General features: G+C 72.7%; 15 protein-coding genes and 1 riboswitch. Of the genes, 5 read left to right on the forward strand and 10 right to left on the reverse strand.

Features of this window, described 5'->3' with window-relative positions; all coding sequences use genetic code 11:
* Positions 1–89: 89 nt before the first annotated feature.
* Positions 90–242, forward strand: coding sequence for a hypothetical protein (locus ACFV9D_RS18910; protein WP_385146965.1), 153 nt, complete (start codon positions 90–92; stop codon positions 240–242).
* 41 nt (positions 243–283) lie between these two features.
* On the opposite strand, the gene ACFV9D_RS18915 is transcribed toward ACFV9D_RS18910, so the two are convergent.
* Positions 284–358, reverse strand: a complete 75-nt coding sequence (locus ACFV9D_RS18915) for a 50S ribosomal protein bL37 (protein WP_099895366.1) — start codon at positions 356–358, stop codon at positions 284–286.
* A gap of 40 nt (positions 359–398) precedes the next feature.
* The gene (locus tag ACFV9D_RS18920) at positions 399–1,544 is read right to left on the reverse strand and encodes a cobalt-precorrin-5B (C(1))-methyltransferase (RefSeq protein ID WP_385146967.1); all 1,146 of its coding nucleotides are present in this window, start codon (positions 1,542–1,544) and stop codon (positions 399–401) included.
* 21 nt (positions 1,545–1,565) lie between these two features.
* Between ACFV9D_RS18920 and ACFV9D_RS18925 the strand changes: the two genes are divergently transcribed.
* A complete protein-coding gene (locus tag ACFV9D_RS18925) occupies positions 1,566–2,324 on the forward strand; it encodes a cobalt-precorrin-6A reductase (RefSeq protein ID WP_385146970.1) in 759 nt (252 codons plus the stop codon).
* Here ACFV9D_RS18925 and ACFV9D_RS18930 read toward each other — a convergent pair.
* Positions 2,306–4,351 carry a PA14 domain-containing protein gene (locus ACFV9D_RS18930; RefSeq protein ID WP_385146973.1) on the reverse strand — a complete coding sequence of 682 codons (2,046 nt, stop codon included), beginning with the start codon at positions 4,349–4,351 and terminating at the stop codon, positions 2,306–2,308. The two genes, ACFV9D_RS18925 and ACFV9D_RS18930, sit on opposite strands and share 19 nt — an antisense overlap.
* A gap of 183 nt (positions 4,352–4,534) precedes the next feature.
* On the opposite strand from ACFV9D_RS18930, the gene ACFV9D_RS18935 reads away from it, so the two are divergent.
* Complete coding sequence (locus ACFV9D_RS18935) at positions 4,535–6,088, forward strand: serine hydrolase (RefSeq protein ID WP_385146976.1); 1,554 nt, start codon at positions 4,535–4,537, stop codon at positions 6,086–6,088.
* Positions 6,089–6,120: 32 nt separating this feature from the next.
* On the opposite strand, the gene ACFV9D_RS18940 is transcribed toward ACFV9D_RS18935, so the two are convergent.
* From ACFV9D_RS18940 to ACFV9D_RS18955, 4 genes are all read right to left on the reverse strand, one after another.
* A complete protein-coding gene (locus tag ACFV9D_RS18940; RefSeq protein WP_385146979.1) occupies positions 6,121–6,669 on the reverse strand; it encodes a GNAT family N-acetyltransferase in 549 nt (182 codons plus the stop codon).
* A 90-nt stretch (positions 6,670–6,759) separates the two neighbouring features.
* Entirely contained in the window at positions 6,760–6,999 is a 240-nt protein-coding gene (locus ACFV9D_RS18945) for a DUF397 domain-containing protein (protein ID WP_385146981.1), read from the reverse strand.
* Positions 6,999–7,838, reverse strand: coding sequence for a helix-turn-helix transcriptional regulator (locus tag ACFV9D_RS18950; RefSeq protein WP_385146984.1), 840 nt, complete (start codon positions 7,836–7,838; stop codon positions 6,999–7,001). The genes ACFV9D_RS18945 and ACFV9D_RS18950 overlap by 1 nt, the downstream gene beginning before the upstream one ends.
* Before the next feature lie 183 nt (positions 7,839–8,021).
* The gene (locus ACFV9D_RS18955; protein WP_385146987.1) at positions 8,022–8,801 is read right to left on the reverse strand and encodes an NAD(P)H-dependent oxidoreductase; all 780 of its coding nucleotides are present in this window, start codon (positions 8,799–8,801) and stop codon (positions 8,022–8,024) included.
* A gap of 111 nt (positions 8,802–8,912) precedes the next feature.
* Here ACFV9D_RS18955 and ACFV9D_RS18960 point away from each other — a divergent pair, with 111 nt between their 5' ends.
* The gene (locus ACFV9D_RS18960; protein WP_385146990.1) at positions 8,913–9,791 is read left to right on the forward strand and encodes a helix-turn-helix domain-containing protein; all 879 of its coding nucleotides are present in this window, start codon (positions 8,913–8,915) and stop codon (positions 9,789–9,791) included.
* Here the strand turns inward: ACFV9D_RS18960 and ACFV9D_RS18965 are convergent.
* From ACFV9D_RS18965 to ACFV9D_RS18975, 3 genes are read right to left on the reverse strand one after another with little or no spacing between them, the layout of a single operon-like run.
* Entirely contained in the window at positions 9,757–11,247 is a 1,491-nt protein-coding gene (locus tag ACFV9D_RS18965) for a precorrin-2 C(20)-methyltransferase (RefSeq protein ID WP_385146992.1), read from the reverse strand. The genes ACFV9D_RS18960 and ACFV9D_RS18965 overlap by 35 nt on opposite strands.
* The gene (locus ACFV9D_RS18970) at positions 11,244–11,879 is read right to left on the reverse strand and encodes a precorrin-8X methylmutase (RefSeq protein ID WP_385147290.1); all 636 of its coding nucleotides are present in this window, start codon (positions 11,877–11,879) and stop codon (positions 11,244–11,246) included. Before ACFV9D_RS18970 ends, ACFV9D_RS18965 begins: the two co-directional genes overlap by 4 nt.
* 14 nt (positions 11,880–11,893) lie before the next feature.
* On the reverse strand, positions 11,894–13,258 hold the full coding sequence (locus ACFV9D_RS18975; protein WP_385146995.1) for a cobalamin biosynthesis protein CobG: 1,365 nt from the start codon (positions 13,256–13,258) through the stop codon (positions 11,894–11,896).
* A 65-nt stretch (positions 13,259–13,323) separates the two neighbouring features.
* Positions 13,324–13,463, forward strand: a riboswitch (cobalamin riboswitch).
* Positions 13,464–13,499: 36 nt separating this feature from the next.
* On the opposite strand from ACFV9D_RS18975, the gene cobN reads away from it, so the two are divergent.
* Positions 13,500–17,102 (forward strand): cobaltochelatase subunit CobN, encoded by a 3,603-nt coding sequence (cobN, locus tag ACFV9D_RS18980; protein WP_385146998.1) that lies wholly within the window; start codon positions 13,500–13,502, stop codon positions 17,100–17,102.
* Positions 17,103–17,280: the final 178 nt, after the last annotated feature.

Genomic DNA, 17,280 nt, shown 5'->3' on the forward strand with positions numbered 1-17,280 from the left:
GGAGGAGGGCTTCGAGAACCACTCCGTACGCCAGGTGGTCCGGATGTCCGCCGCCGGCACCGATCTGCGGATCCGGGTCTCCAACGCCTATGGCACCCGCTCCGGCTGACCGGGGCGAGCGTCGGACGAGCGGCGAGTACGACGCCGTCGTCGACTTCGACCGCGTCCTGTCCGACGGCGTCCACCCGAACGCGGCGGGCTACGACGCCATGGCGCGGGCCGTGGACCTGAACGCCCTCTGACGCGCCCGGGCCGGACACCCACAGGTGTCCGGCCCCGGCTCTCAGGCGTTCGGCCGCTTGCCGTGATTCGCCTTCTTCTTCTTGCGGGCGCGCTTCTTGTTGCCTCGCTTCGCCATGGGCACATCCCTCTCTCGTGGGGGCCTTGCCCTCGCAAGCCTAGGTTCGCGGGGTGGGCGCCGCATCCGGACCCGCCGGCGCCGAGCGGCCGACGACCGTGCCCGCGCGGTCGATGCAGACGACGTCGACCGCGACCGGGGCGCCGCGCAGGACCGCGAGGGCCTCGTCGCGGGAGCGGGCGGCCACCAGGTCGCCGAGGGGGACGCCGGCGGCCTCGCAGAGGCGGAGGGCCGCCAGGCCCGTGTTCGCGTCCCTGATCTCCGCGGCGAGCGCCTCGGAGGCGCCGCCCGTGCGGGCCAGGTCCGCGAGGAAGGCCTTGTCGACCTGCGAGCGGGCCGAGTGGAGGTCCAGATGGCCGGCGGCCAGCTTGGAGAGCTTGGCGAAGCCGCCGCAGATCGTGAGGCGGTCGACCGGGTGGCGGCGGATGTACTTCAGGACCGCGCCCGCGAAGTCGCCCATGTCGAGCAGGGCGATCTCCGGCAGGTCGTACAGCGTCGTCACCGTCTTCTCGGACGTGGAGCCGGTGCAGCCCGCCACATGGGTGAGGCCGGCCGCGCGGGCCACGTCCACCCCGCGGCGGATGGAGTCGATCCAGGCCGAGCAGGAGTACGGCACGACGATGCCGGTCGTCCCCAGGATGGACAGCCCGCCGAGGATGCCGATCCGCGGGTTCCAGGTGGAGCGGGCGATCTCCTCGCCGTGGTCGACGGAGACCGTGATCTCCACGTCGCCGCCGGCCCCGTGCGCCGCCGCGACCTCCGCCACGTGCTCGCGCATCATCTGCCGCGGGACCGGGTTGATCGCCGGCTCGCCGACCTCCAGGGGCAGGCCGGGCAGCGTCACCGTGCCGACGCCCGGACCGGCCCGGAAGACGACGCCGGAGCCGGCCGGGAGGATCCGTACCGTCGAGCGGACCAGCGCGCCGTGCGTGACGTCCGGGTCGTCGCCCGCGTCCTTCACGATCGCGGCCATCGCCCGGTCGCCCGCCGCCAGCTCCTCGGCCGCCAGCGCGAACGCCGGACGCCCGCCCTTCGGCAGCGTGATCGTCACGGGGTCGGGGAACTCGCCGGTCAGCAGCGCCGTGTACGCGGCCGTCGTCGCCGCCGTCGCACAGGCACCGGTCGTCCAGCCCGGGCGCAGACCCGTGTGCTTGAGTTGGGCGTCGCGCCCGCCGCCCGAACTCATGAAGGGACTCCCGTGGCTCCCGTGCACGTACTCATTCTCGGCGGGACCACCGAGGCCCGCGCCCTCGCCGCCGCCCTGCACCCCGGCGTCCGCGTCACCAGCTCCCTCGCCGGGCGCGTCGCCGAGCCGCGACTGCCGGTCGGCGAGGTCCGGATCGGCGGCTTCGGCGGCGTGGAAGGGCTCGTGGCATGGGTGCGCGAGCACCACGTGGACGCGGTCATCGACGCCACCCATCCCTTCGCGGAGAACATCAGCTTCAACGCGGCCCGGGCGGCCGCCACCGCCCATGTTCCCCTGCTCGCCCTGCGCCGCCCCGGCTGGGTCCCGGTGGACGGCGACGACTGGCACCAGGTCGGATGCCTGAAGGAGGCGGCGCGGGCCCTGACCGGCCTCGGACGAAGTCCTTGGGGGAGGGTGTTCCTGACGACCGGCCGGATGGGGCTCGCCGCCTTCGCCGACTGCCCCCAGTGGTTCCTCGTCCGCTCGGTGGACGCACCGGACGCACCCATGCCCGCCCGCACCGAGGTCCTCCTGGACCGGGGCCCGTTCACCCTCGACGGCGAGCGCGAGCTGCTCCACCGTCACGCCATCGACGTCCTGGTGACGAAGGACAGCGGCGGCGCGGCGACGGCCCCCAAGCTCCGGGCGGCGCGGGAGGCCGGCATCCCGGTGGTGGTGGTGCGCCGCCCGCCGGTCCCGGAGGGTGTGGAACAGGCCGCCACCCCCGAGGGGGCGGCGGCCTGGGTGGCACGGCTGACGGATCAGACCGCGTCGGCGTAGACGAAGTCCCACACGTAGCGGGCGACCGTGGTGCCGTCGGCCCGCAGCGCCTCGAACGTGTAGAAGTACGTGTTGCCCGGGACGGCCGTACGGTCCTCGAACCGCCCCTCCGATGCCACCGGACCGGTGGTCTGCACCGTCTCGTACCGCGCCGTGGCGGGGTTCCACCGGTTGAGCCGGTACTCGGTGATCGGGCCGCACAGCGCGGCGTCGGTGCACCGCCACCAGAACGACGGCAGGTTCGTCCAGCTCAGGCCGCCCCCGCTGGCGCCGTTGAGCGCGCCCTCCTTCACCACCGTCACGGAGGGACGGACGTCGAGCTCGGTGGCGGTGACCGTGGCGGCGTCCGCGCTGGTCGCGGGGTACAGCGCGTTGCCCCAGCGGTCCTTGGCGACCACCGCGTACAAGTCCGTCTCACCGTCCGGCAGACCGGCGCAGAGGATCGCGAGCGGATCGTCCGTCCCGTCGGTGCAGTGCGCCACGCTCCAGTAGACCGTGCCGTCGGCCTTGCGGACGCCCCGGTAGGCCACGTACCTGGCGAGGTCGTCCTCGGTCGAGGCGGACCACTTCAGGAGCATGCCGTCGGTGCGCGGCGTGGCGGTCAGACCGGTGACCGGAGCGGGTGCGACGCGGTCGCCGGTGCGGACGACGAACGGGGCGGAGAGCGCCGACTCGTTGCCGGCCGGGTCCACCGCCGCGACGGCGTACGTGTAGTACACCCCGCGGGCCATCTCCAGGTCGTGGCACAGGCCGCCGGTGCTCGTGAAGTCGCTGTTCTCGGAGCAGTTCACGCGGGTGAGCGCGGCCGGGTCGAGAGAGGTGCCGGGCGAGCGGTACACGTGGTACCGCCCGCCGTTGGAGAAGTCCTCCGAGAAGCCGTCGGGCTGCTTCCAGTACACCTCGGTCGAGCCGACGTCGACGACGGCTCCCAGGTCCGTCGGGGACTTCGGCGGCGTCCGGTCCACGCCGTCGCCGGTGATCGTGGCGGAGTACGCCGACGGGTTGCCCCGCGCGTCGAGAGCCCGGACCCGGTAGTACCGGAGCGTGTTCTCGGGCGCGGTCGTCCGGTACGACGTCGTGGTCGTCGTGCCGAGCAGTTCGAACGGGCCCGTGGACGCGGAGGCCGCGTACACCTCGTACGTCGCGGCGTCGGCGACCCCCTGCCAGCCCAAGGTGGCCCACCATGCGTCGCCGACGACCGTGACGCCGGTCGGGGCGGCGGGACCGGTGAGGTCCACGGTGGGGACCGGGACGTCCAGGCTGCCGGCGGACTCGCGGCCGGCCTTGTCGACGGCGCGGACCTCGTAGAGGAAGGTCTGGCCGGTGAGGGGCGGTGCGTCGACGAAGTACGGGGAGGTGAGCAGCGACGTCCCGCTGACCTTCGCCCAGCTCGCGGTACTCAGCCTGCGGTACACGCGGTAACCGGCGAGGTCCATCTCCTTGTTGGCGAACCAACGCAGAGGAGTCTTCGACGGGTCCCCTTCGTACACGGCGGCGAGGCCGGTCGGCGCGAGCGGGTTGACCGTGTCGACGGTCGCCGTGGTGCGCGGTGCGTAGGAGAAGCTGACGTTCGCGTTGCCCGTCCACGCCACGTAGTCCACGCGGATCGTGTGGCGTCCGGACGGGACGCTGAGGTCGACGGTCTTGTACTGCGTGGTGGAAACGTTCCGCCACAGGTCGATCTTGCGTACCCCGTCGACGTACACACGCACGCCGTCCTGCGTCGCGGCGGAGAACCTGAACGGTCCGCCGGAGCCGAAGTCGCGGGTGACGGACCAGCGGACGGAGAAGTTGTCCCGGGGCAGCGTGACGCCCGCCGGGTCGCCGGTGCCGTAGTTCTCGGCGATGGCGTTGTCGCAGGCGGTCAGCTTGGGCGTGCCGCTGAACGAGGTGTTGGCGTAGTACTGCGCCGTCCAGACCGGGGACGTGCAGGTGACGGCCGCGGAGGCCGGGGCGGCGGTCAGCAGACCGCCGGCGACGGCGAGCGCGGCCGTCGTGGACAGCGCGCTCAGCCGAGTACGAGTCATCACAGAGAGAAGGGCCCTTTCCGGACCAACACGAGATGGGTGATGTGTGGGGGAAGGGCGGTGCGGGTGGGGCCGGTGTTCCGCCGGAGGGGACTCTACCGCCCTCGACAGGACCCCGCCCAGGGGCTTCGGCCCGCCCGGGCCCCGGACGACAAAGTACGTCTCCGGGCGTTGAATGGAGACATGGGTACCGTCAGATGGCTGGCCACGGCCGGGCTGGCGGCCTTGTTGGTAGCGCCCGTTCCCGCGGTCGCCGCCCCCGGGCCCTCCCCGCCTCCGCCCCAGCCGCCCGCGCAGCTCGACGACGCCGATGTGGACCGAGCTGTCGACCGGCTCGACGGTGTCGTCCAACAGGCCATGGAACGTACGGGGGTCCCGGGCGTCTCGGTCGCCGTCGTCCACGACGACGAGGTGATCCACCTCAAGGGGTACGGCGTACGGAAGGTCGGCCAGGACGGCGCCGTCGACGCCGACACCGTCTTCCAGCTGGCGTCCGTATCGAAGCCGATCGCCTCGACCGTCGTCGCCCAGGCCGTGGGCGTCGAGGGCTGGGAGAAGCCCGTCGCCCCGAACCTTCCCGACTTCCGGCTCAAGGACCCGTGGGTGAGCTCCCACGTCACCGTCGCCGACCTCTTCTCCCACCGCAGCGGCCTCCCCGACCACGCCGGTGACCTGCTCGAAGACCTCGGCTACGACCAGGAGTACATCCTGTCCCACCTGCGGTACGAGCCCCTGGCGCCGTTCCGCACGAGCTATGCCTACACCAACTTCGGCCTCACCGCCGCCGCCGAGTCCGTCGCCGACGAGAAGGGCGTCGCCTGGGACAAGCTCACCGCCGACACCCTCTACAAGCCGGCGGGCATGGACGCCACCAGCTCGCGCTTCGAGGACTTCGAGAAGGCGTCGAACCGCGCCTTCGGGCACGTCGAGACCGGCGACCGCACCTGGAAGCCGCTGTTCGTACGCGACCCCGACGCCCAGTCCCCGGCCGGCGGAGTCAGCTCCACCGCGCGGGACATGGCCATCTGGCTGCGCCTCCAGCTCGCGAACGGCAAGCTCGACGGCCGGCAGATCATCGACGCCGACAGCCTGCAGCGCACCCACTGGCCGCAGTCCGTCGCCAACCCGCCGCACGCACCGGCCGGCCGCACCGGCTTCTACGGCCTGGGCTGGAACGTGAGTTACGACGACGAGGGCCGCCTGCGCCTCTCCCACACGGGCGCGTTCGCGCAGGGCGCGCACACCAACGTCACCATGCTGCCCGGCGAGCAGCTCGGCATCGTCGTCCTCACCAACGGCGCGCCGGCGGGAGTGGCCGACGCCGTCGCCCTCGACTTCTTCGACATCGCCCAGACCGGCGAGCCGAGCCGCGACTGGATCCCGCTCGTCGACGCGCTGTACGAGCAGGAGGCGGACGAGGGCCGGTCGAAGACCGACTACGCCCACCCGCCGTCGGACGCGACCCCCGCGAAGGACGCGGACGCCTACGTGGGTACGTACTCCAGCGACTACTACGGGGCGTTGAAGGTCACGGCGGGCGAGGGCGGGCAACTGACGCTGGCCCTGGGACCGAAGCCCGAGACGTACCGTCTGACGCACTACGACGGCGACACGTTCAGCTTCGAGACGAGGGGCGAGAACGCCGTCGGGCGGACCGGGGTCACCTTCTCCGCAGACGGGAAGACCGTCCGCGTCGAGTATTTGGACGGGACCGGGCTCGGTACGTTTACGAGGTAGGGCCAGGGGTGGGTGACGCTCGGGGCGTGAGGCTACTCGGCCTGAATCGCGTCAGCCGGGACCTCGAAGACGATCTCGAGACCGTCGCGCTCGTTCCCCCGCTCGCCGACGCGCGTGAAACCGAAGCCCGCGATGGTGGCCAGGGAGGCGTTGTTGTCGGATCTGATCGTGGCCCGCACGGTCCTGACACCGGGTTCGGCGGCGGCCCTGGCGAGCAGCGCCGCCAGCATGGCGCGGGCAAAACCCTGGCGGCGATACCGGGGCACGACGGTGTACCCGACCTCGACCACGCCGGCCTCGTCCGGCGGCCCGTGGAACCCGGCGTCGCCGACGACGGCCCCGTCCGGCTCGGACACAGCGGCCCGCGTGATCCAGGGCGCAACAGACGGGTCCTTGGTGAGCTGGTCGGCGCGATACCCGAAGATCCAGCGGGCCCGTTCGCCGACGAAGTGTTCGTCAAGGGCGACCCCGACCTCGGAGCTGCCGCCGGCGAGGTCACCGTCGGCAAGCGCCCGCAGCGCCTTTGCGTTGAGCTCGACGAAGCGGACGCGTTTGGGGGTGGAGAGAGGTTCGCTGTTCATCGCGGAGATGCTCGCCCAGCACCGGAGAGCTGTCCATCGCTTTACGGTCTCGGCGGACCGACTCCACCACCAGAAGCCGACGGGCAGCGGTCAGCCGGTGAGCCCCGCGACGAACGTGGACCAGGAGGCCGGGGCCACGGTGAACGTGGGGCCTTCGGCGACCTTGGAGTCGCGGAGGTGGACGGCGTGGGGGCAGGTGGCGACCTCGACGCAGGAGTCTTCGTTGAGGCTGCAGTAGGTCGACTTGTGCCAGGTGTAGGCCACTTCGACGCACTCGCCGCCGCTGCCGTCGCTGTAGCTGGATTTGAACCAGCGCAGGGTCTCGCTCATCATCCCTCTCCCGCCAACCGCTCGATGAGGCCCAGTGACTCGCGCGGGTCCAGGGCCTGTGCCCGGATCTTCGCACAGCGCTGGGCGAATGTACTGACCTTCGCCCGGTCGGTGATCATCATGCTCTCGCCCTGGATCTCCAGGTACACGAGACGGTCGTGGTCCGGTGTCTCGATCACGCTCAGCCCACCTCGTTCGCCCGCATTCTCCCCGCTGAGGCCGGTGTCGAAAGGCAGGATCTGAAGCGTCACGTTCTTCCGCCGCGCGCACTCCGCCAGCAGTCGGTACTGGTCCCGCATGATCTGCTTGCTGCCGACCATCCAGTGCAACGTCGACTCGTCCAGCGTCAGTTCGATCAGGCACGTCGGACTCCGGTCGAACAGCGCCTTCCGTAGCATCCGTGCCTCGACCAGCTGCTCCACCCGCTCCTCCGGGAGCGGTGGGAATCCGCCGCCGATCAGCGCCCTCGCGTACTCCTCCGTCTGGAAGAGGCCGTGAATCACCTGCGGCGCGTACAGCTGCAACCCCACCGCCTTCTGCTCGATCGGCGCGTAGTTCTTGAACTGCTGCGGCAGTTTCTCCAGCCGTACCAGCTCCCGCATCTCCTCGAAGATGCCCGTGCCCTCGCCCAGTACCTCCTCCAGCTTCACCAGCATCTCGTCGCTCACCGGCTGCGTCATGCGCTCCATCGCGCTCACCGCCGCGCCGGTGTAACCCATCTCCGCCCCCAGCTGGTCCTGTGTCAGGCCCTTCTTCAGGCGCATTCTCTTCGCCACCTGCGCCGCCATTCGCGCCGCCGGGCTCGGGCCCACCGTTTCCCTGTTTTCCGCTCGCGCCATCGCGCTCCCCATTCGGACTCGACCGGTCTCGAACGATCTCAACCGGTCTCAACTGCTCCCCGCCGAATTCAACTGCTCGCAAGGGGCGTTGGTGCAGGTCAGGGGGTTGCCGACGCGCCCTCCGCAGTCGTGAAAAACGCTAGCGGGGAATCAGGACCGTGTCCCCGGAAATGGCGCGGAATTTCAGCCGCGCGGGCGGACATGGAGTTCCAGTCCGCTCGTACCCGGCGCCTCCACCCCCGTCCGAAGTCGCATCTCGCGGTCGTAGTCCCCGCCCGTCAGTGAGCGGAACGGGACCGGCTCGTCCGTGAAGAGCCCGTCCAGGCGTCGTGCGTACGACCGTTTCGCCGCCGCGAAACCCTCCTCCGAGAGGTCGACCGTGCCGTACACCGGGAACGGTTCGAGCGGGGTCATGCCCGTGAACCAGAACAGGCCGTGCTGCACGGGGTACAGGACGTCCGCGAGGTTCCCGTGGATGCCCCGGTCCGAGAAGGCCGTCTCCCTCGCCCCGACCGTCACCGACAGCAGCGCCCGCCGTCCTGCCAGGGGTGCGCCATCGCTGTACGGCGGCGGGACGGACACGCCGAAGGCGAAGCCGTTGGTGCACACCCGGTCGATCCAGCCCTTCAGGATCGCCGGGACGGAGAACCACCACATCGGGAACTGCAGGATCACCGCGTCCGCCCAGCGCACCTTTTCCTGCTCCGACGCGATGTCGGCGGCCAACCGGCCGTCCAGCGTGGCTTGTTCCTGGCCGGCCAGGACGTCGAGGCGTCCGTCCGCCGGGTGGTCGGGGAAGTCGTCGGCGTCGATGGTCGCCTTCCACTTCATGGCGTACAGATCGGACAACCGCACCTCGTGACCCGCCGCCACCAGATGCTCGACGGCGAACGCCGTCAGAGCGGCGTTGAGCGAGTGGGGTTCGGGGTGGGCGCTGACGACAAGGATCTTCTTCGTGCTCATACGGCCAGCTTCTGCCCGACCCGACGCGGCAGCCAGCACCCTCTTCAGCCTGCGGATCGCCGGTCCTGGTACCGGCAGGGCCACCCATGCTCGCCACCCATACTGGAGCGCATGGACGGGATGAACGAAGGCATAGGCGGCTTTCTCCGCGCCCGCCGAGGGCGCGTCGCGCCCGAACAGGTCGGGATCGCCGCCGGACGGCGCCGTCGCGTGAACGGGCTGCGCCGTGAGGAGTTGGCCCAGCTCGCCGGGATCAGCGTGGACTACTACGTCCGCCTCGAACAGGGCCGGGCCACCCAGCCGTCGCCCGAGGTGCTCGACGCGCTCGCCCGCGCGCTCGGCCTCGACGTGGCCGAGCGCGCGCACCTCGACACCCTGGCGAAGAGGCCGACCGCCGCCCGCCGCGGCCCCGCGCCCGCCGCCCGGGTCAGCCCCTTGCTGCGGCGTGTCCTCGACGCCGTCGGCGCGTTCCCGGCGTTCGTGACGGACCATCGCCTCGACGTGGTGGCCTGGAACGGCCTGGGCGCCGAACTGATCGGAGGCCTGGCCGAACAGGGCGGCCGCCGCGACCGGAACAACGCCCGGTACCTCTTCCTCGACCCCGCCTCCCGCGACGTCCACCCCGAGTGGGAGGACCGGGCGGCCGAGGCCGTCGGTCAGCTGCGCGTCGCCGCCGGGCGCTACCCCGACGACGCCGAGCTGACCGCCCTCATTGCCGAACTGTCCACGGGCAGCGCGGAGTTCCGGCGGATCTGGGACAGCGGTGAGGTGTTGATGTGCGCCGCGGGCCGCAAGCGGCTGCGTCATCCGGTGGTCGGGCTGCTCAGCCTGGACTTCGAGACACTGCACGTGCCCGCCGCGCCGGGCGAGACGGGCCTGGTCGTGCACGTCTACAGCGCCGAGGAGGGCAGCCCGGAGGCCGCCGCCCTCGCCCGCCTCGCCGCGGCGACCCGCCTCACGCCTCCGGGTACCGCCGCGGCGTCCACGTGATGGTCCGGCCGTCGGCCCGCTCCACCGCCCGGGTCTGCGAGGACCCGATCAGCAGCAACGTCCGCATGTCGACCTCGCTCGGCTCCAGCGTCTTCAGCGTCACCACCCGCACCGACTGCTCCGGGCCGCCCACGTCCCGTGCCACGACCACCGGCGTCTCGGGCGAGCGCAGTTCGAGGAGCAGGTCGCGGGCGGCCGCCACCTGGTGCGTACGGGACTTCGACCCCGGGTTGTAGAGCGCCAGGACCAGGTCCGCCTCCGCCGCCGCCCGCAGCCGGGTCGCGATGACGTCCCAGGGCTTGAGGCGGTCGGAGAGCGAGATGGTCGCGTAGTCGTGGCCCAGAGGCGCCCCCGCCGCGGCCGCCGCCGCGTTCGCGGCCGTCACGCCCGGGAGGACCCGTACGGGAACGTCCGCGTACCGCTCCTCCGACGCCACCTCCAGGACCGCCGTCGCCATGGCGAACACGCCCGGGTCGCCGCCCGAGACGACCGCGACGCGGCGGCCGCGCCGGGCCAGGTCGAGGGCGAACTCGGCGCGCTCGGACTCGACCTTGTTGTCCGAGCCGTGCCGGCGCTGGCCGGGGCGCAGCGCCGGAACCCGGTCGAGATAGGTGGTGTAGCCGACGAGGTCGTCGGCGTTGACGAGCGCGCCGCGCGACTCCGGCGTCAGCCAGGGCGCGCCCGCCGGGCCGGTGCCGACGACGACGACCTCGCCCCACTCGCGTACCGGAGCCTGCTGGTCGATACGGGAGGGCAGCACGGCCACGGAGAAGTACGGGACGGTCTCCGGGTCGACCTCGGCGAGTTCGGAGGTCCGCTCGCCGGCCATGAACGCCCGCTCCACGTACTGCGCGTCCTCGAGCCGGCCCGCCCGCTCCAGGGCGCGCCGCACGGTCGGGAACGTGCGGCCCAGCTTCATCACGACCGCCGAGTCCGTGCCCGCGAGCCGGGCCGTCAGTTCGTCCTCCGGCAGCGTGCCGGGGATGATCGTCAGGACCTCCTCCGCCTCGCACAGCGGCTCGCCGAGCCGGGCGGCGGCCGCGCTGACCGAGGTGACACCGGGGATGACGGTGGTGTCGTAGCGGTGCGCGAGCCGCTTGTGCATGTGCTGGTACGAGCCGTAGAAGAGCGGGTCGCCCTCGGCGAGCACGGCCACCGTGCGGCCGGCGTCCAGGTGGGCGGCGAGGCGGGCCGCCGCCTCCTCGTAGAAGTCGTCGAGCGCGCCCCGGTAGCCGCCGGGGTGGTCCGTGGTCTCCACCGTGAGCGGGTACATCAGCCGCTCTTCGATGTGGTCCTCGCGGAGGTGCTCGGCCGCTATCGAGCGGGCGATGGAACGGCCGTGGCGCGCCGAGTGGTACGCGACGACGTCGGCGGACTCGATGGCCCTGACGGCCGCGACCGTCATCAGGTTCGGGTCGCCGGGCCCGAGGCCGACCCCGTACAGCTTGCCGCTCATGCCTGGATCTCCGCTTCCGTCGCGATGGCGTTGATGGCGGCGGCGGTCATCGCGCTGCCACCGCGCCGGCCGCGTACGACGAGGTAGTCGAGGCCGAGCGTCTGGGCCGCCAGGGCGTCCTTGGACTCGGCGGCGCCGATGAACCCGACCGGGATGCCGAGGACGGCCGCCGGTCGGGGCGCGCCCTTGGCGATCATCTCCAGGAGGTGGAAGAGCGCGGTGGGCGCGTTGCCGATGGCGACGACGGAGCCTTCGAGGCGGTCGCGCCACAGCTCCATGGCGGCGGCACTGCGGGTGGTGCCGAGGTCGGCGGCGAGGCCGGGCACGGAGGGGTCGGAGAGGGTGCAGACCACGTCGTTGTCGGCGGGCAGCCGCTTGCGGGTGACGCCGCTCGCGACCATCTGCGCGTCGCAGAGGATCGGCGCGCCGGCGCGCAGGGCGGCGCGGGCGCGGGAGACGACCTGGGGGGAGTAGGCGATATCGCGTACGAGGTCGGTCATGCCGCAGGCGTGGATCATCCGCACCGCGACCTGGGCGACGTCGGCGGGCAGGCCCGCCAGATCCGCCTCGGCGCGGATCGTGGCAAAGGACTGGCGGTAGATCTCCGCGCCGTCCTTCTCGTAGTCGAACATCCTGTTGCTCTCGCTCATCTCGTGTGTGTTGACGGGCCGCGGGCCGCTGCGACTGCGGAGGGGAGGTCTGTACGGGGAGTGGGGCGCCCGTCCACGAGGTAGGCGTCCTCGCCGGTGGCGACGACGTCGACCCAGGTGCCGTGGGCGCCCTGCGGGTGGCCGCAGCGGCGCTCGCAGCCGGAGAAGTGGACCGGCAGCCCGCCGTCGCCCGGGGTGGCGTCCGCCCGGACGTCGGCGAGGGACTTCGCGCAGCCGGGCCGGCCGGTGCAGGCGCCGACGCCGGTCCAGGGGTCGGCGGGGCGGGTGATCAGCCCGGCGGCCGCGAGCGCCTCGCGCCGCTCCTCGGCGGCGGCGCGGCCGCCGAATCCGGTCACGACGGCTCCGCGCCAGGGGGTGAGCCGGAGTTCCCCGGCCGCGTCGGGCGCGAGGGCGCGCAGTTGGGCGGCGGTCAGCCGCCCGAGCGGCACGCCGACGCAGACCGCCCACCGGCCGTCGTGCCCGACGACGCCGGGCAGGGGCCCGGCGGAGGGGGTGTGCGGGGCTCGCCCGGCGACCGACTGTGCGGCGACGGGCGAGCGGTTGATGGACTGTGCGGGTTCGGGCGAGCGGTCGATGGACTGTGCGGCGACGCACGCTCGGCGCAAGGCCGCGGCCACGTCGGGCTCCACGCCCTCGGGGAGCTCCCGCACCCGCCAGGCTCCGTTCCCGGCCGCCCGCGCGGCTTCGAGGAAGGCGTCGGCGGCGGCGAGCGCGGCGCCGGGGGCGTCGGTGGCGGCGACCCGGAAGAACTGGGCGCCGACGCGCAGGAGCGCCGTGGCCCCGTCCGTACCCTCGCCGTCCGCCGAGGACGCCGCTGCGAGCAAGGTCACATCTCCGCCGAGGCCGGCCACATCCCCACGGCCGTCGTCCAGGACGAAGAGGAAACGGCCGGAAAGGGCCGCCGTCCACTCCCGCGCGCATAGCAGCGCGTCCAGCTCGCGCGCCCACAACTGCACGTCTCCGCTGCCGAGTCCGTCCAGTCCGGCGGCCGGCGAGGCCACCACGTTCCGGATCCGCTCGTGGGTCGCGGAGGGCAGCAGGCCGGCTTCCGCGAGCAGCTCCGCCAGCTCGGCTCCGCAGCCCTCTCCGAGGCCGCGCAGCTCCACGTTCCCCCGGGAGGTGACACTGACCCGTCCGTCGCCCAGGGCCTCCGCCGCAGACGCCAGAACCTCGACCTGATGAGACGTCAACAGGCCTGCGGGCAGGCGCAGTCGGGCCAGGCGGCCGTCGTCGGCGGAGTGCAGTCGGAGCGCCCCGGGGCAGGCGTCGCCACGGTCCCGTATGAGAGGTTCGCCCCGGTCGGGCGGGATGGGTGGGGTGGGCGGCATGGCGGCGAGCATACCGACGTGAATCCGGCTGACCACCGGGTGTGATCCGGCCAACCCCCCGGCCCGCGGGGCACAGGATCTACTATGCAGAACGGCATGGGGTCCCAGGACCCCGGGGAGGAAGCCCGGTGAGAATCCGGCGCGGTCCCGCCACTGTGAGCCAGGTCGCACCAGCGACCCGGTGAGTCAGGAACTCCTGCCGTCCACACGACCACCCGGGGCGCGGACAACCCCGAGGAAGGCCTGCGCACGCATGCGAATTCTGTTGCTGTCGCACTCCGACACCGACCTGCTCAGCGCTCGCGCGGCCGGCGGACCCGTCGAGTACCGGTTCGCCAACCCCTCCCGCCTCGCTCTGGACGACCTTCCCGGGCTTCTGGACGGCGCCGACCTCGTTCTCGTACGCCTCCTCGGCGGCCTGCGGGCCTGGGAGGACGGCCTGGACGCGCTGCGTGCCACGGGCCGTCCGCTGGTCGTGCTCTCCGGCGAACAGGCCCCCGACGCCCAGCTCATGGAGGCGTCCACCGTCCCCGTCGGCGTCGCGACCGAGGCCCACGCCTATCTCGCGCACGGCGGCCCCGCCAACCTGGAGCAGCTGGCCCGTTTCCTCTCCGACACCGTGCTGCTCACCGGCCACGGCTTCGAGGCCCCGGCCGCCGCGCCGACCTGGGGTCCGCTGGAGCGCGAGCCGCGCGTCACGGACGGCCCCGTCGTCGCCGTGCTCTACTACCGCGCCCACCACATGAGCGGGAACACCGCCTTCATCGGCTCGCTCTGCGAGGCGATCGAGGACGCCGGCGCCCGCGCGCTGCCGCTGTACGTCGCCTCCCTGCGCGCCCCCGAGCCGGAGCTGCTCGACCGCCTTCGCGAGACCGACGCGATCGTCACCACCGTCCTCGCGGCCGGCGGCACCAAGCCCGCCGAGGCCCAGGCCGGCGGCGACGAGGAGGCCTGGGACGCGGGCGCGCTCGCCGCCCTCGACGTACCGATCCTGCAGGCGCTCTGCCTCACCGGCTCGCGCGCGGCCTGGGAGGAGAACGACGAGGGGCTGTCCCCGCTGGACGCCGCCAGCCAGGTCGCCGTCCCTGAGTTCGACGGCCGGCTCATCACCGTCCCGTTCTCCTTCAAGGAGATCGACGAGGACGGCCTGCCGGCCTACGTAGCCGACACCGAGCGCGCGGCCCGCGTCGCCGGGATCGCCGTCCGCCACGCCCGCCTGCGGCACATCCCGAACGCCGAGAAGAAGCTGGCCCTGGTCCTCTCCGCGTACCCGACCAAGCACTCCCGGATCGGCAACGCGGTCGGCCTGGACACCCCCGCCTCCGCCGTCGCGCTGCTGCGTCGGCTGCGCGAGGAGGGCTACGATTTCGGCCCGGTCGAGGACATCCCCGGCCTGGTGTCGGGCGACGGCGACGAGCTGATCTACGCCCTGATCGAGGCCGGCGGCCACGACCAGGACTGGCTCACCGAGGAGCAGCTGGCGAAGAACCCCGTCCGCATCCCGGCCGCCGACTACAAGCGCTGGTACGAGCAGCTCCCGGCCGAGCTGCGGGAGTCCGTCGAGGAGCACTGGGGCCCGGCGCCCGGCGAGATGTTCCTGGACCGGTCCCGCAACCCCGAGGGCGACATCGTCCTCGCCGCCCTGCGGCGCGGGAACCTGCTGATCCTCATCCAGCCGCCGCGCGGCTTCGGCGAGAACCCGATCGCGATCTACCACGACCCCGATCTCCCGCCGTCCCACCACTACCTGGCCGCCTACCGCTGGATCGCGGCGCGCGCCGAGGACGGCGGCTTCGGTGCGGACGCGATGGTCCACCTGGGCAAGCACGGCAACCTGGAGTGGCTGCCCGGCAAGAACGCCGGCCTGTCCGCTGCCTGTGGCCCGGACGCGGCGCTCGGTGACATCCCCCTGATCTACCCGTTCCTGGTCAACGACCCGGGCGAGGGCACGCAGGCCAAGCGGCGCGTGCACGCCACGCTCGTCGACCACCTGGTGCCGCCGATGGCGCGCGCCGACTCGTACGGCGACATCGCGCGTCTGGAGCAGCTGCTCGACGAGTACGCGCAGATCTCCTCCATGGACCCGTCCAAGCTGCCCGCGATCCGCGCGCAGATCTGGACGCTGATCCAGGCGGCGAAGCTCGACCACGACCTGGGGATGGAGGACCGCCCCGAGGACGACGGCTTCGACGACTTCCTGCTGCACGTCGACGGCTGGCTGTGCGAGGTCAAGGACGCGCAGATCAGGGACGGTCTGCATGTGCTCGGCGGGGCTCCGACCGGTCCCGAGCGCGTGAACCTGGTCCTCTCGATCCTGCGCGCCCGCCAGATCTGGGGCGGTACGCAGGCCCTGCCGGGTCTGCGCGAGGCCCTGGGCCTGGACGAGTCGGCCGCGACCCGGACCACCGCCGACGAGGCGGAGGCGACGGCGCGTGCGCTGGTTGAGGCGATGGAGGCGGCGGACTGGTCCGTGGAAGCGGTCCCGGCGGTCGCCGCCGCGTACGGCGCCGACGTCCAGGCCGTGCTCCGCTTCGCCTGCGAGCAGGTCGTCCCGCGCCTCGCCGCCACCACCGACGAACTCACCCACGCCGTCCACGCGTTGAACGGCGGCTTCGTGCCGGCCGGCCCGTCCGGTTCGCCGCTGCGCGGCCTGGTGAACGTGCTGCCGACCGGCCGCAACTTCTACTCCGTCGACCCCAAGGCCGTGCCCTCCCGCCTCGCGTGGGAGACCGGCCAGGCGCTCGCCGACTCGCTCCTGGAGCGCTACCGCTCCGACAACGGCGAGTGGCCGACCTCCGTCGGTCTCTCCCTGTGGGGGACGAGCGCGATGCGCACGGCGGGCGACGACGTCGCCGAGGCGCTCGCCCTCCTGGGCATCCGCCCCACCTGGGACGACGCCTCGCGTCGCGTGAACGGTCTGGAGCCGATCCCGCTCGCCGAGCTGGGCCGTCCGCGCATCGACGTCACGCTGCGCATCTCGGGCTTCTTCCGCGACGCGTTCCCGCACGTCATCGGGTTGCTCGACGACGCCGTTCGGCTCGCCGCGTCCCTGGACGAGCCCGCCGCGGAGAACTTCGTACGGGCGCACGCGCAGGCCGACCTGGCCGAGCACGGCGACGAACGGCGGGCCACCACCCGGATCTTCGGCTCGCGGCCGGGCACGTACGGCGCGGGCATCCTCCAGCTGATCGACTCGCGCGACTGGCGTACGGACGCGGACCTCGCCGAGGTGTACACGGTGTGGGGCGGCTACGCCTACGGCCGCGGTCTCGAGGGACGCCCGGCCCGTTCCGAGATGGAGACGGCGTACAAGCGGATCGCCGTCGCCGCGAAGAACACGGACACGCGCGAGCACGACATCGCCGACTCCGACGACTACTTCCAGTACCACGGCGGCATGGTGGCGACCGTCCGCGCGCTCACGGGCTCGTCCCCCGAGGCGTACATCGGCGACTCCACCCGCCCGGAGACGGTCCGCACCCGGACCCTGGTCGAGGAGACCTCGCGGGTCTTCCGCGCCCGGGTGGTCAACCCGAAGTGGATCGAGGCGATGCGCCGCCACGGCTACAAGGGCGCGTTCGAGCTCGCGGCGACGGTCGACTACCTCTTCGGCTACGACGCGACGACCGGTGTGGTCGCCGACTGGATGTACGACAAGCTCACCGAGACGTACGTCCTCGACCCGGAGAACCAGGCCTTCCTGAAGGAGGCCAACCCCTGGGCCCTGCACGGCATCGCGGAGCGCCTCCTGGAGGCCGAGTCGCGCGGCATGTGGGAGAAGCCGGACCCGGAGACGCTGGCCGCCCTGCGCCAGGTGTTCCTGGACACGGAGGGCGACCTGGAGGGCGACGACTAGGACCTGTCACGGTACGGCGGGCGGGGGGGACAAGACCGCCGGCCCCCCCCCTGGCCCCCCGGCCGCCGCACCCCCCCCGGCACCGCGGGGGTCCCTGGCCGAGGCGGGGGCCGGCCCCCCCCCCCGGGCCCCCCACCCCCACCCGCGGCGCCCCCAGGTCCCCAGGGTAGCCCCCCGC

The sequence above is a fragment of the Streptomyces sp. NPDC059875 genome (genome assembly GCF_042731085.1).
Taxonomy (GTDB): Bacteria; Actinomycetota; Actinomycetes; order Streptomycetales; family Streptomycetaceae; genus Streptomyces.

Coding starts and splice junctions, on each gene's coding strand:
- ACFV9D_RS18910 (WP_385146965.1), top strand. CDS start 90: ATGGCACCCGCTCCGGCTGACCGGGGCGAGCGTCGGACGAGCGGCGAG.
- ACFV9D_RS18920 (WP_385146967.1), bottom strand. CDS start 1,544: ATGAGTTCGGGCGGCGGGCGCGACGCCCAACTCAAGCACACGGGTCTG.
- ACFV9D_RS18930 (WP_385146973.1), bottom strand. CDS start 4,351: ATGACTCGTACTCGGCTGAGCGCGCTGTCCACGACGGCCGCGCTCGCC.
- ACFV9D_RS18935 (WP_385146976.1), top strand. CDS start 4,535: ATGGGTACCGTCAGATGGCTGGCCACGGCCGGGCTGGCGGCCTTGTTG.
- ACFV9D_RS18940 (WP_385146979.1), bottom strand. CDS start 6,669: ATGAACAGCGAACCTCTCTCCACCCCCAAACGCGTCCGCTTCGTCGAG.
- ACFV9D_RS18945 (WP_385146981.1), bottom strand. CDS start 6,999: ATGAGCGAGACCCTGCGCTGGTTCAAATCCAGCTACAGCGACGGCAGC.
- ACFV9D_RS18950 (WP_385146984.1), bottom strand. CDS start 7,838: ATGGCGCGAGCGGAAAACAGGGAAACGGTGGGCCCGAGCCCGGCGGCG.
- ACFV9D_RS18955 (WP_385146987.1), bottom strand. CDS start 8,801: ATGAGCACGAAGAAGATCCTTGTCGTCAGCGCCCACCCCGAACCCCAC.
- ACFV9D_RS18960 (WP_385146990.1), top strand. CDS start 8,913: ATGGACGGGATGAACGAAGGCATAGGCGGCTTTCTCCGCGCCCGCCGA.
- ACFV9D_RS18965 (WP_385146992.1), bottom strand. CDS start 11,247: ATGAGCGGCAAGCTGTACGGGGTCGGCCTCGGGCCCGGCGACCCGAAC.
- ACFV9D_RS18970 (WP_385147290.1), bottom strand. CDS start 11,879: ATGTTCGACTACGAGAAGGACGGCGCGGAGATCTACCGCCAGTCCTTT.
- ACFV9D_RS18975 (WP_385146995.1), bottom strand. CDS start 13,258: ATGCTCGCCGCCATGCCGCCCACCCCACCCATCCCGCCCGACCGGGGC.
- cobN (WP_385146998.1), top strand. CDS start 13,500: ATGCGAATTCTGTTGCTGTCGCACTCCGACACCGACCTGCTCAGCGCT.